The organism is Rhizobium sp. YS-1r (assembly GCF_000757525.1).
Taxonomy (GTDB): domain Bacteria; phylum Pseudomonadota; class Alphaproteobacteria; order Rhizobiales; family Rhizobiaceae; genus Neorhizobium; species Neorhizobium petrolearium.
Window position 1 is genome coordinate 518,581 of the sequence record NZ_JPYQ01000001.1, and the last position, 13,387, is coordinate 531,967.

General features: G+C 61.9%; 15 protein-coding genes. 3 read left to right on the forward strand and 12 right to left on the reverse strand.

All coding sequences use genetic code 11. The features are described 5' to 3' along the window. Nucleotides 1–37: 37 nt before the first annotated feature. The 11 genes from JL39_RS02380 to speB form a co-directional block, all read right to left on the reverse strand. Nucleotides 38–544, reverse strand: a complete 507-nt coding sequence (locus JL39_RS02380; protein WP_037145682.1) for a MarR family transcriptional regulator — start codon at nucleotides 542–544, stop codon at nucleotides 38–40. Continuing rightward, nucleotides 541–1,410, reverse strand: coding sequence for a fumarylacetoacetate hydrolase family protein (locus tag JL39_RS02385; RefSeq protein WP_037145684.1), 870 nt, complete (start codon nucleotides 1,408–1,410; stop codon nucleotides 541–543). Before JL39_RS02385 ends, JL39_RS02380 begins: the two co-directional genes overlap by 4 nt. A 33-nt stretch (nucleotides 1,411–1,443) precedes the next feature. After that, on the reverse strand, nucleotides 1,444–2,484 hold the full coding sequence (gene gtdA / locus JL39_RS02390) for a gentisate 1,2-dioxygenase (protein ID WP_037146123.1): 1,041 nt from the start codon (nucleotides 2,482–2,484) through the stop codon (nucleotides 1,444–1,446). 218 nt (nucleotides 2,485–2,702) lie between these two features. Further along, complete coding sequence (locus JL39_RS02395; protein ID WP_037145686.1) at nucleotides 2,703–3,602, reverse strand: IclR family transcriptional regulator; 900 nt, start codon at nucleotides 3,600–3,602, stop codon at nucleotides 2,703–2,705. 59 nt (nucleotides 3,603–3,661) lie between these two features. Further along, a complete protein-coding gene (locus JL39_RS02400) occupies nucleotides 3,662–4,741 on the reverse strand; it encodes an iron-containing alcohol dehydrogenase (protein WP_081952660.1) in 1,080 nt (359 codons plus the stop codon). A gap of 110 nt (nucleotides 4,742–4,851) precedes the next feature. Further along, nucleotides 4,852–5,622: a carbon-nitrogen hydrolase family protein gene (locus tag JL39_RS02405; RefSeq protein ID WP_037145688.1), complete on the reverse strand. Its 771-nt coding sequence runs from the start codon at nucleotides 5,620–5,622 to the stop codon at nucleotides 4,852–4,854. Nucleotides 5,623–5,632: 10 nt separating this feature from the next. Beyond that, complete coding sequence (locus JL39_RS02410; RefSeq protein ID WP_037145690.1) at nucleotides 5,633–6,427, reverse strand: ABC transporter permease; 795 nt, start codon at nucleotides 6,425–6,427, stop codon at nucleotides 5,633–5,635. After that, on the reverse strand, nucleotides 6,424–7,278 hold the full coding sequence (locus tag JL39_RS02415; RefSeq protein WP_037145692.1) for an ABC transporter permease: 855 nt from the start codon (nucleotides 7,276–7,278) through the stop codon (nucleotides 6,424–6,426). Before JL39_RS02415 ends, JL39_RS02410 begins: the two co-directional genes overlap by 4 nt. Next, on the reverse strand, nucleotides 7,275–8,312 hold the full coding sequence (locus JL39_RS02420) for an ABC transporter ATP-binding protein (protein WP_037145694.1): 1,038 nt from the start codon (nucleotides 8,310–8,312) through the stop codon (nucleotides 7,275–7,277). Before JL39_RS02420 ends, JL39_RS02415 begins: the two co-directional genes overlap by 4 nt. A gap of 187 nt (nucleotides 8,313–8,499) precedes the next feature. After that, nucleotides 8,500–9,588 carry an extracellular solute-binding protein gene (locus tag JL39_RS02425; protein ID WP_037145695.1) on the reverse strand — a complete coding sequence of 363 codons (1,089 nt, stop codon included), beginning with the start codon at nucleotides 9,586–9,588 and terminating at the stop codon, nucleotides 8,500–8,502. Between the two features lie 73 nt (nucleotides 9,589–9,661). Continuing rightward, nucleotides 9,662–10,720: an agmatinase gene (gene speB, locus JL39_RS02430; protein ID WP_037145697.1), complete on the reverse strand. Its 1,059-nt coding sequence runs from the start codon at nucleotides 10,718–10,720 to the stop codon at nucleotides 9,662–9,664. A gap of 158 nt (nucleotides 10,721–10,878) precedes the next feature. Between speB and gcvA the strand changes: the two genes are divergently transcribed. From gcvA to JL39_RS02445, 3 genes are read left to right on the forward strand one after another with little or no spacing between them, the layout of a single operon-like run. Beyond that, a complete protein-coding gene (gene gcvA / locus JL39_RS02435) occupies nucleotides 10,879–11,820 on the forward strand; it encodes a transcriptional regulator GcvA (RefSeq protein WP_081952661.1) in 942 nt (313 codons plus the stop codon). Between the two features lie 56 nt (nucleotides 11,821–11,876). After that, nucleotides 11,877–12,248, forward strand: coding sequence for a hypothetical protein (locus JL39_RS02440; protein WP_037145699.1), 372 nt, complete (start codon nucleotides 11,877–11,879; stop codon nucleotides 12,246–12,248). Nucleotides 12,249–12,299: 51 nt separating this feature from the next. Next, nucleotides 12,300–12,992, forward strand: coding sequence for a DUF2161 family putative PD-(D/E)XK-type phosphodiesterase (locus JL39_RS02445; protein ID WP_037145701.1), 693 nt, complete (start codon nucleotides 12,300–12,302; stop codon nucleotides 12,990–12,992). 57 nt (nucleotides 12,993–13,049) lie between these two features. Here the strand turns inward: JL39_RS02445 and JL39_RS30745 are convergent, their stop codons facing one another. After that, nucleotides 13,050–13,280 (reverse strand): hypothetical protein, encoded by a 231-nt coding sequence (locus tag JL39_RS30745; protein WP_227705357.1) that lies wholly within the window; start codon nucleotides 13,278–13,280, stop codon nucleotides 13,050–13,052. Between the last annotated feature and the right edge of the window lie 107 nt (nucleotides 13,281–13,387).

The window sequence follows — 13,387 nt, forward strand, 5'->3', positions numbered from 1 at the left end:
CAGCTTTTCCGCCAAAAACCTGTTATGCTGGCTTTCGTCAGCATTCTGCTTCTTTCTCCCGCTCCTCCAACGCCATCTCCGCTCCGGCAATCGCCTTATCCAGCAAGGAAAGGAAAGTCTGGCGTTCTTCCGGTGAGAGGCTTCGCAAAAGGTCCGCCTCGTGTTCCGGCATCGAAGCTTCCACCAGTGCGGCCGCCTCGAGCCCGGCCCTGGTCAGCCGCAGTTCGTAGACCCGGCCGTCGTCCAGCGAACGGGTGCGTTCGACGAGCTTCTGTTTGATGAGGGGGCCAAGCGACTGGATGAGCGTCGGCGGCTCGATCCTCAGCCGCCTTGCGAGCGCGATCTGACTGATGCCGGGATGGCGGCGGATCGAGAGCAGCACGCCGCCTTGCACCGGCGTGACGGCAAGCCCGCGAGCGCGGAACCAGCCCTGCCAATGGCTGCCGAAAAGCGACTGCAGCCGCCTGATGCGGATGCCGGCGACACCGGGCAACAGGACAGCTTTGCCGGCCTCCTGGTCAGGGGCCTTCGGATCGAAACTCATTTCCTGTCCCAGTTGTCGTAGACCTTCACATCCATCGTGCCGATGCCCTCGAAAGTGCCATGCAGCATATCGCCGGCGGCGATCGGTGCAACGCCTTCCGGGGTGCCGGTCATGATGATGTCGCCGGGATAGAGCGTATAGGCCTTGGTGGTGAATTCGATCAGCTTCTGGACGTTGAAGATCAGCATCTTCGTGTTGGACTTCTGGCGTGTTTCGCCGCCGATCGTCAGCTCGAAATCAAGATTGTTCGGGTTCGGGATTTCGTCCGCGGTAACGACATAGGGGCCGAGTACGCTGAACGTGTCGAGCGACTTCCGGTAGCTGCGTTCCTCCGGGCCGCGGATGGTGATGTCGTAGCCGATCGCGTAGCCGGCGACGTAATCCAGCGCATCCGCCTCCGACACGCGAAAGGCCTTCTTGCCGATGATGACAGCGAGCTCGATCTCGTGATCGGTGCGGCGGTCGTTCCAATCGACGACGATGCCTTCCGAAGGACCGATCAGCGAGCTTACCGCTTTAAGGAAGACGCCGGCCTCGGCGATCGGCTTGATCTTCATGCCGTGATGCAGCTGGTCGCTGTCCAGCACCTCGTCCAAATGGAGCCGGTAGTTGACTGGCGCACCGACGATCTTGCCGGGATTGGCAATCGGGCTCAAGAGCGCCACATCGGCGAGCTTCTTTGACGGCGCGGTCTTCGCCATGTCCTCCATGACGGGACGCAACTCGGCGAAATGCGCCATGAACTGGTCGCCATGCGGGAAGGGGTAGCGGTAGGCCGGCAGGCGGTCGAGCACGGCGGTGACGTCCTTCACCTCATCGCCGACGACCACGCCCAGACGATTATCGTCGAAGCGACAGAAACGCATTTTTCTCTCCTCAGGTTCTTTAGAAAGCGGTGCTCAGACCTTGGCGCGGTCTTCGCGGAAATAGCCGAGCTTCTCCTGCGCGACGCGATCGGAGAAGCAGAAGACGACGACGTCTTCGTTCGCCCTGAACGAGCGCCACGACCATCCGGGCACGACGATGACGTCCTTCGGGCCGAAATCGAAGGTCTTTGCCCCGATCGTGATCGAGCCGGTGCCTTCGGCGATGCACATGACGATATGGTCGGTGGAGCGTATCTTTGCCGTCTCCATGCCCTTCGGGAAGTGGCTCAGCCAGGCCGACATGGTCGGCATGGTCCAGCCGCCGTCGAGCGGGTTGGCATAGCGCAGCGTCGTGCCGATATGGGCGTCGATCTCCTCGCCGCGCGAAGACCTGTAAAGAGCCTCGCGGCTGCGCTCATAAGGGTAGTTGAAGATAGGTGTCGTCTGGCCGTAGGGGCTCGTGCCGCCGATCGGCAGCATGCCGGAACCGAAACGGAAGAACGAGTCGCCCTCCGGTCGGAGGATCTCCTGTTCGGCGTCGTTGTAGTCCTCGCGGAAGACCGCTTCGAAGAAGGCGATCATCGGGACGTCGAGACCGTCCAGCCAGGCGGCCGGGTCGGAGCCGTCATTGCCGTGGTCGTGCCAGGCCCAGACGGGCGTGATGACGAAATCGCCGAAGGCCATGCGGGTGCGCTCGCCGCCAACCGACGTATAGGCGCCGGAGCCTTCCAGCATGAAACGCAGCGCCGACGGCGTGTGACGGTGGGCAGGGGCCACTTCGCCCGGCATGATGATCTGGATGCCGGCATAAAGCGTCGAGGTGGCGCGCGACTGGCCGGGGAAGGCGGGGTTTTCGAGGATCAGCACGCGGCGTTCAGCCTCTTCCGCCGTCAGCAGGTTGCCGGATTCCAGGATCAGCGGACGGATATCATCATAGCGCCAGCGATGCGCCTCAGCCTTGGATTTCGGCTCCGGCGGCAGCATGCCCTTCATCACTTCCCAGAGCGGTGCCATGTTGTGCGGCTTCAGGCGTCCGTAGAATTCCTCGCGTTTTGCGACGGTGACTGCATCGATCTCGTGCATAGAATCCTCCCTATGGTTTCCTCAAGCCATAGATCGTAAGGTATACTAATTATTTTGAAGGCGTCAATTGATGACGATGATTGGAGGAAGAAGCGGTACGGCAGACCCAATGCGGTTTCTCCCCTGAGGGAGATGTCACTGAAAATGACAGAAGGCGGGCTTCCTCTCAGCAGTTCCGGAAACAAGGGTATGGCTATTAGGACAACGAACTATCGTCCCGCCGTGCTCCTCGCCTTTGCCGGCTTCGCCGCCACCGGCGTTTCGTTTTCCTTGCCTTTCACGCCGCGGCTGGAGGCACCGAGCCGTTCGGAAAGCCGGTGTGTTGCCGTCAGCAGCGCATCAAGCGTCTGCTTTTTCCGAGGGCCGGAGAGTTGCTTGTCGGACCCAAGAACGGTCATGGTCGCGACGATGCGGCTGCTATAGTCGAAGACCGGCGCAGCGATCGCGGCGAAACTCGAATTGATGCTGTTGACCGTCATCGCATAGCCTTGGCGGCGTACGGTCTCGACGATCTTCTGGATATCCTTCACTGTCGTGATGCGGGGGGCGAGCGAAGCAGTCTCTTCGGAATGATCCCGCTTGGCGGCGGCGATCTCGTCCTGCCGTACCGCGGCCGTCTCGCTCTCATCGAGATAAGTGAGGAAGACCTGGCCGGTCGCGGAGGTCAGGAGCGGCAGGACATAGCCAAGACGCACGGCGAGCGACCCCTGCCGTTGGCCGTCGACCTTGGAGACGATGCCCGGGCCGCGATCGCCCCAGAGCGAGAGGTACGTCGCAAAGCCGGTCGCCCGCTGAAGCGTGGCAAGTTCTTCGCGGGCGAGTTCCACGACATCGAGCTGCCGGATGGCCGACAGACCGAGCTGGATCGCAAAACGCCCGAGCCCGTAATGGCCGGTGACGGGATCCTGGAAGGCAACGCCTTCCTTGACGAAGCTGACGAGGTAGAGATGCGCCTTGGAGGGCGGCATGCCGGCAGCAGCAGCGATGTCCCGCAACGGCAGCGGACCGTTGGCCGCCTCCATGGCGCGGATCACCTGGAAGCCGACCTCGATCGACTGAATGCGGCGCTGGGTCCACTCCTCGGCTGGCTTTCCTTTATCTGATGCCATTCTAAATCCCTCATGTTCCCAGATGATTATCCTTATATTCGAATGAGGTCGAGCCTGCTTCAACTGTGGTTTTCCACAGCCCGGAACGCGGCTGCGAGATCATCCGCATCGAGTCCATGTTCCTGGTTGATCAGGAACGGGCTTTTCGCGCAGGCGAGAGCGAGGCTTTCGATCGCAGCGTCATCCACTGCCGGCAACCCGAGATCGGCGACCCTGCGCGGCATGCCGATCTCGTCGTAGAAGGAAAACAGCGTTTCGAGCTCACATTCCGAACGATCCTCGGCGATCGCCTGAACCAGCGTGCCATAGGCCGCATGTTCGCCATGCAGCGACTGCTTGCGCACCGGCTCGATGGCGCCGAGTTCGGTCGCGACCGCATGGGCGACAGAGAGCCCCGTATTCTCGAAGGCGACGGCACTCAGCCAGAGGATGGCTTCGATCACCGCTTCCAGGTCCGGCGTCACTTCGCCGGTGCCGGCGACGTGCATGGCCCCCGGCCCGTGTTCGAGCAGCATGCGATAACAGAGGTCGCCGAGCATCACGCCGGTTTTGAGGGGTCTTGTGCCGTGCTTGGAAAGCCCGGTCCCCTTCCAGGCGCCTTCCGCCTCGAATTTGGCGGTGAGCGCATCGCCGATGCCGCCGCGCAAGAGCCGGGCAGGGGCCTTGGCAATGATTGCCGTATCGACGATCACGAAAGCCGGATTGTCGTCCATCTGCTCGACGGCGATCATCTCATGGTTCTCGTCATAGATGACGATGCCGCGCGTTGCGGGCGCATCGGTGGAGGCGACCGTCGGCACGCTGACGAAAGGCAGACCGGTGCGGCGGGCGACGCCCTTGGAGACGTCGAGTGTGCGGCCTCCGCCAATGCCGACCACCACTTCGCCGCCCTTGCGGCGTACCTCTTCGGCCAACCGGTCCATCTCTCCATGGGTGACGTCCGCATCGAAGAGAATGATCGTCGTTGCGATATCCTGCCGGGTGAGCGTCTTGGCGAGCTCGGCTTCAATGTGGGGAAACACGGCGGCATCGCAGATGGCGACGACCGAACGGCCGAGCGTCGCCGCCTTTTCGCCGAGCAAACCGAGACTGCCTGGGCCCTGGATGTAGAAAGCCGGCGCTCGGAAAATACGTGTCATGGACTCCCCCAAATGCTGTCACGTAGAACGCTATACAACATTATCAAAGAAATGGGAGTTTGGCGAAGGCCGAATTGACTTGCGACGTGTCTGTACCGATCGGTCGAGGATCAAGTGAGATCGGTGAGGTAGGTGTTTTCCGCCCTTGACTGGGTGTAAGCCGCTGGATTGATGTTTGCGATGATCAGTGCCTCGCCTTCGGCGGGTGCTTCGGCCAGCAGCTTGCCGTCCGGCGCGACAATGCGCGAGAGGCCCGCATAGGCGAACAATTCGTCAGAGCCTGAGTGGTTGATATAGGCGACAAAAACCTGGTTCTCGAAAGCACGGACCGGGATCATGTGGTTGGCAATGAAATCACCGGACCAGCCCTTCGGCAGCGCCGTCGGCACCACGACGAGATCGGCCCCGCCCTTTGCCAACTGGCGGACATTCTCCGGGAACTCGACGTCATAGCAGATCAGGAAGCCGAGTCTGACGCCGCCGAGGGTGACGAATACCTGACGCCGATCCTCTTGAGCGAACCATTGCCGCTCATAGGGACCATAGAGATTGCACTTGCGGTAGACCGCAGTCTGGCCAATGCCGTCCGTGAAGAAGGCGCTGTTGAAGGTGGCTTCATGGGTCTCTTCGGCAAAGCCGGCAACGATGGCGATGCGGTGCCTTGCAGCGATTTCCGATAGCTGGTCCGTGACGAGGCCATGGGCGGGCGTGGCGAGATCGGGAAACCGGTCCGCGGCGCCGTAACCGGTCAGCGCCAGTTCTGGCGCGATCAGCAATGCGGCGCCCTGAGCCGCAGCCCTTTCCGCCGCGGCCCTGATCTTCGCCAGATTGGCGTCGACATCGCCGACGACCGGCTGCATCTGATAACCGGCAATTTTCATCGGTCCGCCCCTATTTGTCTTCCGACATCGCGCCAAGCAGCTTCGGCAGGTCGCCGAACCGCGCCACCAGGCCGAAGACGACCGCAGCGACAACCAGGAACAGCACCGTCACCGAGGCCATGGTCGGGGTATAGCCGTAGCGCAGCGCGTTGAAGATCTTGATCGGCAAGGTTTCCATCGTGAAGCCTACCGTCATGTAGGCAACGATGTATTCGTTGAGCGACAGGACGAAGGCGAAGGCATAACCCGAGACGAGATAAGGCAGGATCAGCGGCAGCACGACGGTGCGGAACACCATTTTGTCATCGGCACCCATCGTGGCGGCCGCTTCCACCAGCGAGCGGTCGATCGCCGAAAAACCGAGCGACAATGTCACCAGCGGCAGGGTGACGAAGAAGATGCCGTGGCTGATGACCGCCGTCCAGGGCTGGCCGTAGAAGCCGGTCGTCGCCCAGAAGGTGAGCATTCCGAGTGCGGTGATCACCGGCGGCAGGGTAAAGGGCGCGATGCCGAGAAGCTGGAAAATATTCGCCCAGGGAGCAATGCGCCGCCACAGGAACCAGGCGAGCGGCAGCGCGATCAAAAGCGCCAGCAGAGCCGAAAGAGCTGCAAGCGTCAGCGAGGCGATCAGCGCGTTCCGCCATTCCGGATTGGTGAAGATCTGACCGTACCAGGCGAGCGAAAAGCCCTGCGGCGGAAAGGTCAGCGACTGGCGCTGGTTGACCGAGACGCCGGCGACGACGATCAGCGGCAGGGCGAGGAACAGGCCGACGATGAAGAAGAACAGGCGGCGAAGCGCGGTCATTTGGCCTCCTTCTGCCGGCCCGCATAAAAAGCGAGGCCTACCAGCGCCAGCGACACCAGCACGAGAAATACGGCCATGGCGGCGGCGAAGGGCATGTTCGACTGGTAGATCGCCTGGTCGGTGATCAGCACCGAGAGTGTCCAGTGCTGGGGCCTTCCGAGAAGCTGCGGCAGCAGATAGGAGCCGAGCGCGAAGATGAAGACCATGATCAGCGTCGCGAGGATGGTATTCCGCAGCGCCGGCACGACGACTGTGAAAAATGCCTTGACGGGCGAGGCGCCGAGCGTGCGCGCTGCTTCCGTCAGCGTCGGGTCGAGCCGCACCAGTGCCGGATAAAGCACAAGGATCGTATAGGGAAAGGCCTGGTATGCCATGGCGGTCATGACGGCGGTAAAGCTTGGCGTCAGCGCCTGCGCCTGTTCCATCAGTCCCAGCCAGACAAGCAAATTGGTGATGCCGGCGGTGCGGGAAAACAGTGTCGACCAGGCGAAGCCGATCATCACTTCCGAGAGCGACAGGATGGAGAGGAGCACTACCAGCCAGACGATCTGGACGTTCCGCTTGGAGCGGGAAAGGAGATAGGTGAAGGGAATGCCGACCACCACGCAGGCAACCGCCACTGCGATCGCTAAAAACAGCGAGAAGCCGAGCACCTTGCCGAAGAACAGGCTCAGGAACCGGGCGTAATTGTCGAAGACGAAGGCCGGCGTATAAAAGCCGCCCTGTTGCCGCTGGAAGAAGGAGACGGCAATCATCGTGGCGAAGGGTACCACGAAGAACACGGTCAGCATGCCCGCCGGGAAGAGAAGCGGTCCGTAATCGGCAGGGCGCTGCGGTGGTTCGCGTCTCATTTCGCAAGCACCACGCTGGTCGTCGGATCGAGCCGGATGCCGACCTGCTGTCCGACCGAAACCTCCGGCCGGCTGCGCGGCGAGGAAACGGCGATGATCTGCTGGCCGCCTGCTTCCACGAAGGTCTCGATGGCGCCGCCGAGATCGCGGACAAAGGTCACGGTGCCGGAAATCGCACCATTGCCGGGGGCGGTGAGCTGCACGTCTTCCGGCCGCACCGAGAGCACGCCCTTTGCAGTTCCGGCGGGTAGCGTCAACCCTTCGACGGCCTGCCCCAGCACCCTGGCGCGACTGGCATTGTCGGCCTCGACGGGGATAAGGTTGGTCTGGCCGATGAAGTCGGCGACAAAACTGTCGGCCGGACGGCGGTAGATATCGACGGGAGCGGCGGCCTGGCGAATCTCGCCCTTGTTCATCACCACGACCGTATCGGCCATGGTCATCGCTTCGCGCTGGTCATGGGTGACGACAATGGTGGTGATGCCGAGCCGCTGCTGCAACTGGCGCAACTCCACCTGCATCGCCTCGCGGAGCTTCGCGTCGAGCGCCGAAAGCGGCTCATCGAGAAGGAAAAGTTTCGGCGAGATGGCCAAGGCCCGTGCGATCGCAACGCGCTGTCGTTGGCCGCCGGAGAGCTTGTTGACGGAACGGTCGGCGAAACCCGGCAGATGGATCATCGCCAGGAGTTCCTCGACCCGCTTCTTTTGCATGTCCTTCGCGATGCCGCGGATGCGGAGCGAATAGGCGATGTTCTCGCCGACGGTGAGGTGCGGAAAAAGCGCCAGCGACTGAAATACCATGCCGAGTTCGCGCTTGTGGGTCGGCATGGTGGTGATATCGGCACCGCCGAGCTGGATCGTGCCTTCGGTCGGCAGATCGAGGCCGGCAATCATGCGCATCAGCGTGGTCTTGCCGCAGCCAGAGGGGCCGAGCAGGCAAACGAAGGTGCCGTCCGGCACGGAGAGGCTGACGTCGCTGACGGCGGTAAACGTGCCGAACCGCTTCGTCACATGCTGAAGGTTCAATCCGGGCATTTGGTCTCCGCTGCTTCTACCGCGCGCACTCAGGGCTATTTATGCCCCTCATCCGGCTGCCGCCACCTTCTCCCCGCTTGCGAGGAAGAGGGATTTGCCGCTCCGTTTCGGGACTCTCCGGCGTCGGATAAGGCACGTCCCCTCTCCCCGCAAGCGGGAAGAGGGTTAGGATGAGGGGCAAACAGCCTTACCCCGCAATCATCTCTGTCCACTTCTGGTTCAGGAAATCGGACTTGGTCTGGTAGAGATCATAGCGCGGGACGATCGGTTCGATATCGGAAGACACGGCGGCGAATTCCTGGTCGGTGAGATCGGTGAGGCCGCGCTGGACAGTCGGTGAGGTGCCGACTTTGCGGGAAAGCGTCGCCTGGATTGCCGGCTGGCACATGTAATCGATGAAGACATGCGCCTCTTCCGTCTTCTGCGAAGCGCGCGACAGCGCCCAGCACCCACTATCCTGGATGCCGCCTTCCTTCGGGAAGGTGGAGCGGACATGGAAACCGTCGGCGACCGCAAGGCCGGTGACGTCGTGATAATACTGGCCCATCGGGATTTCGCCGGATTTCAGCGCCTGTTCGAACTGCGCCTCGTCGCGATACCACAGCCGGACGTTCGGCTTTAGCTCGGCAAGCTTTTCGAGCGCCTTGATGATGCCTTCGTCCGTGTCGAGCGCGCTCGTGCCGCCCATGAAGGTTTTCGCCGTCACTTCAAGCAGGAAGGAGTTGGAGACGAGCGCGAGCAGGCCAAGCTTGTCTTCCTTGTCCTTCTCCCAAAGCGCGCTCCAGGAGGTAGGTGCGTCCTTGAACACGTCCGTGTTGGAGACGAGCGTGATGTACCAGGAGACTGCGCCGATGCCGGCAACGCGGCCGTCCGGATATTTGTTGACGAAGCGTTCGATCAGGTTTGCAGCGTTCGGAAGCTTGGAAAGATCGAGCGGCGCCCAGAGTTCCGTCGACTGACCCTTCAGCATCGCGACCTGCGACATCATCGAAACGTCGGCTGGCGCTGCACCCGCCTTGGCGGCCTGCTCGAGCTGTACGAGCCACGCCTCACCTGTCGGTTCGGCGATCGATTCGACCGCAATGCCGGTCGCCTTTGTGAAATCCGGGAAAATATTCTTGTCGAATGAATCCTTGAAGTAGCCGCCGTAGACGCCGACCTTCAGGCTCTTGTCCTGGGCGCGCAGTACGGCCGGCATGGCAAGCATCGAAGCGCCGGCGACACCGGCGCCGAGCACGGTGCGACGGCCGATCCTGGCATTGAAGATATCAGACATGATGTCTCTCCTTTGTGTGCCCACCGGTCCGGTGCCGCATGGGCGGGTTCCCACTCTTGTTATCTAATTTACGTCAAGCCCGGCCCTTCACGGAAGGGCTGAAGACCATCAGGCTCAGGATTTCGAATAGCATCTGGGCACCTGCATGCGCGGTGTTATTGGTCGCGTCATATTGCGGCGCCACCTCGACCACGTCGCCGCCGACGATATTAACGCCCTTCAATCCACGGATCAGTTCCAGCACTTCACGGGTCGTAAGCCCGCCGATCTCCGGCGTGCCGGTGCCGGGCGCAAAGCTCGGGTCGAGGCTGTCAATGTCGAAAGAGAGATAGGTCGGGCCGTCGCCGACGATCTTTCTCGCCTTCTCGATGATCGCCGGAATGCCGAGGTTGGTCACTTCCTCGGCATGGATCACGGTCATGCCGGACTCGTAGGAGAACTCCCAGAGATATTCGGCGGCACCGCGGATACCGATCTGGATCGTGCGGGTCGGGTCGAGCACGCCGTCCAGCACCGCGTTGCGGAACGGGCCGCCATGGTGGAACTTCGTCTCGTCGAAGAAGCCGCTCGTGTCGCAATGGGCATCGATATGGATCAGGCCGACGGGGGCCTTTTTGCCAACCGCTTTCAGGATCGGATGGGTGATCGAATGGTCTCCGCCGACGGACAGGGGGAGCAGTCCGGCATCGACGATCTGATTGATCCGCTTCTCGATGTCGTCATGGCTCATCTCCAGCCGATAGCGGCTGCGGAAAGGTACGTCGCCGATATCCGCAACCCGAAGCTCATGGGTCGGTGCGCATTCCAGGACGTGGTTGTAGGGGCCGACGCGCTCGATGGCACGCAGCGCCCGCGGCCCGAAGCGCGAACCCGGCCGGTTGGTAACGCCCAAGTCCATCGGCATGCCGATCATTGCCACCTGAAGATCGCCGAAATCCGGGTTTTCCGCATCAACGGGTAGGTAAGGCGCGTCAAGAAGGGTCGGAATGCCGGCATAGGGGGCTACGCGGGTGCCCGCCTTGTTGAAGATCTTTTCGCCCACCTTGCGAAATTTCGGATCGAATATCTCGCCGCCCTGGCTGTCGAGATATTTCGCCCGCAACTCCTCGAGCTTCTTGCCGTCGAATGCCATGATTGCCTCGTCTATCCTGTACTGTTTGAGCGCAGCCTAAATTTTGTTCCTTTTGGGCGGCCGCCCTTGTTTTCATCATTATCCGCCGAGACGGGGTGGAAAAGCAATTGAGATTGTTCTAGCGGTTGATGTGAGAAAAACTAACAATAAGGTTCAGCATGACGAGCCGCCTGCCGCCCCTCAATCCGCTCCGCGCCTTCGAGGCGACGGCCCGTCGAGGCTCGGTTTCGGCTGCCGCGCGTGAGCTCAACGTCACCCATGGTGCGGTCAGCCACCAGATCAAGGCGCTGGAGGTATCGCTCAATGTGCCGCTCTTCGAACGCGGCGCAAAGCGCCTTAAACTCACCTCGGAGGGGGCGCTGCTGCTGCCGGCCGTTACCCAGGCCTTCGGTGAGATTGCTGCTGCGACCGCTCAGATGAAGCGGCCGGCCACCACCGGCGAACTCTCAATCACCTGCGTGCCGGCGCTTCTTTCCTTCTGGATCGTGCCGCGCCTCAATTCCTTCACCGAGCAGTTTCCGGGCGTCAGGCTGAAGCTCACCGCATCCAACGATCCCGTCAGACTGCATTCGCCCGATGTCGACGTCTGCATTCTCTACGGCGATGGCAACTGGCCTGATGTCTGGACGCGGCTGTGGAGCAATCTGCGGCTTTTCCCCGTTGCAAGCCCGACTTTGTTGAACAATCGCCCGCTACGCTCAATGCGTGACCTGGAGGATCACATCCTGCTGCATGGCGACGCGGACGGACGGGAATGGAATACCTGGTTGGCGGCAGCGGATGCCGTAGACCTGCCTCGCCGTCAGCAATATTACATGGGCGATGCGCGTTTTTCGACGGAAGCCGCCCTGCACGGGCAGGGGATTGCACTCGGGGATACGATCACAGCCAGCAACCTGATCGCGCGGGGAGAGCTTGTCGTTCCCTTCGACCTGAGCGTGGCGGCAAACGATTCCTTCTATGTCGCCTGCCGTCCTGCGATGCGCTCCACACCGATCGTGCGCGTTTTCATCGAGTGGATGTTCTCGTCGCTGGAGGCCGACCATCTGGCGGAACCGCAGACCTCGGCCCGCACGCTACTTCGCGGCCGGAGAGGATGACGTTCGCCTCGGTTGCCCTAAATCCTCGAGATGTCGCAGCGTGTAGGAGAAGTTCCATGTTGGCAAAGCTCGTGACCGGCCTTGCAATTTCTCTCATGGGCCACACGACCGCCTCGGCCGAGATGCTCGAACTCAAGGTCGCGAGGGCGGAAGTGAGCCGGGACGATGTGCCGCCAGGCGGTGCGGTCGATGTTCTCCTGACGGATGAAAGCGTCGAAGCTGCTGCGGCTTTCACGGAAAGCAGGGTGGGTAGGCAGATCCACATTCGTGCCGACGGAACGCTGCTGATGTCTCCTTTTATCGGAGGCCCGATGAACGGTCCGGCGATCCGGCTGAGTGGCGGGATGACGCCGGAAGCGGCGAAAAATCTCGCTTTTCTGCTCAACCATAGCGCCAGGCTGACGATCGATGATGAACCGGTCAAATAGATCGCGCATTCGTGCTAGCTTCCTGCGACTGATTCCCTTTGGCCGCGCAGCATGGAAACCTCGCTCTACTCGCCCGTCAAAACCTTTCTGGAAAGCTTCGGCTACGAAGTGAAGGGCGAGGTGGGCGGCTGCGATCTGGTGGGCTTGAACGAAACCGATCCGCCGGTCGTGGTGGTTTGTGAGCTGAAGCTCAGCTTCAATCTGGAGCTCATTCTTCAGGCGGTCGACCGAGCGGCAACATCCGATGAGGTGTGGATTGCTGCGCGGGTTTCGGCAAGCGGGCGTGGTCGCGAGGCCGACAAGCGGTATCGCGATCTCTGCCGCCGCCTCGGCATTGGTATGCTCGGCGTATCGGATGCAGGCGAGGTGAGCGTCATCGTCAGTTCGGTCTCACCCATGCCACGCACCAATCCGAAGCGGCGGACGCGTCTCGTCAAGGAACATCGCAGGCGGCGGGGTGATCCGGCGATCGGCGGCAGCACGAAGGTACCGGTCATGACCGCCTATCGCCAGCAGGCGCTCGTCTGCGCGGCGGCACTTGTCCAGGGGCCGCTTCGTCCCCGGGACATGAAGGTGGCGGCGCCGAACGCGGGTGCGATCCTGCTTGCCAATTACTACGGCTGGTTCCAACGGGTGGAGAAAGGCGTCTATGCGCTGACCGAACTCGGCCTACAGGCTCTGGAGCGCTGGCCCCAGGCAAGCCTCATGCCCACGACGTCCGATGACGCTATTCCGAACGTCTGACCTCAAGAGGCCGCCCGCCGTGAGAGGCGGACGGCCGTTGGTTGATGCATAAACGGCTTACGGCTGAGAGCCGGTGCCACCCGCACCACCACCTGCTGGCGGGGTCGCCGGAGTTGCATTGTCTGCCGGCGGAGCACCCGGCGTAACAGGTGCCGGTGCCGGCGAGGGCTCCGTTGCTGCCGGCGGTGTTGTCGAAGACGTAGTCTGCGTATCGGTGGGCGAGCCGCCCATCTGGGACCATACAAAGGCGCCGACAAGGATGACGGCGATCACGGCGACCCAAGCCATCCACGAGGAGCTCCGGCCTCGGGCCGGCTCGGAACGGTAATCGGGCTGTCTGTCATTAGGATCAAAAGTCATGATTGCTTCCTCCTACGCGGGAGACAATGCCGACG

What these genes read in the sequence shown, in the direction of transcription:
- JL39_RS02380 (WP_037145682.1), bottom strand. Translation starts at nt 544, where the DNA reads ATGAGTTTCGATCCGAAGGCCCCTGACCAGGAGGCCGGCAAAGCTGTC.
- JL39_RS02405 (WP_037145688.1), bottom strand. Translation starts at nt 5,622, where the DNA reads ATGAAAATTGCCGGTTATCAGATGCAGCCGGTCGTCGGCGATGTCGAC.
- JL39_RS02425 (WP_037145695.1), bottom strand. Translation starts at nt 9,588, where the DNA reads ATGTCTGATATCTTCAATGCCAGGATCGGCCGTCGCACCGTGCTCGGC.
- JL39_RS02410 (WP_037145690.1), bottom strand. Translation starts at nt 6,427, where the DNA reads ATGACCGCGCTTCGCCGCCTGTTCTTCTTCATCGTCGGCCTGTTCCTC.
- JL39_RS02420 (WP_037145694.1), bottom strand. Translation starts at nt 8,312, where the DNA reads ATGCCCGGATTGAACCTTCAGCATGTGACGAAGCGGTTCGGCACGTTT.
- JL39_RS02440 (WP_037145699.1), top strand. Translation starts at nt 11,877, where the DNA reads ATGTTGGCAAAGCTCGTGACCGGCCTTGCAATTTCTCTCATGGGCCAC.
- JL39_RS02415 (WP_037145692.1), bottom strand. Translation starts at nt 7,278, where the DNA reads ATGAGACGCGAACCACCGCAGCGCCCTGCCGATTACGGACCGCTTCTC.
- JL39_RS30745 (WP_227705357.1), bottom strand. Translation starts at nt 13,280, where the DNA reads ATGGCTTGGGTCGCCGTGATCGCCGTCATCCTTGTCGGCGCCTTTGTA.
- JL39_RS02400 (WP_081952660.1), bottom strand. Translation starts at nt 4,741, where the DNA reads ATGACACGTATTTTCCGAGCGCCGGCTTTCTACATCCAGGGCCCAGGC.
- JL39_RS02385 (WP_037145684.1), bottom strand. Translation starts at nt 1,410, where the DNA reads ATGCGTTTCTGTCGCTTCGACGATAATCGTCTGGGCGTGGTCGTCGGC.
- JL39_RS02395 (WP_037145686.1), bottom strand. Translation starts at nt 3,602, where the DNA reads ATGGCATCAGATAAAGGAAAGCCAGCCGAGGAGTGGACCCAGCGCCGC.
- gcvA (WP_081952661.1), top strand. Translation starts at nt 10,879, where the DNA reads ATGACGAGCCGCCTGCCGCCCCTCAATCCGCTCCGCGCCTTCGAGGCG.
- speB (WP_037145697.1), bottom strand. Translation starts at nt 10,720, where the DNA reads ATGGCATTCGACGGCAAGAAGCTCGAGGAGTTGCGGGCGAAATATCTC.
- JL39_RS02445 (WP_037145701.1), top strand. Translation starts at nt 12,300, where the DNA reads ATGGAAACCTCGCTCTACTCGCCCGTCAAAACCTTTCTGGAAAGCTTC.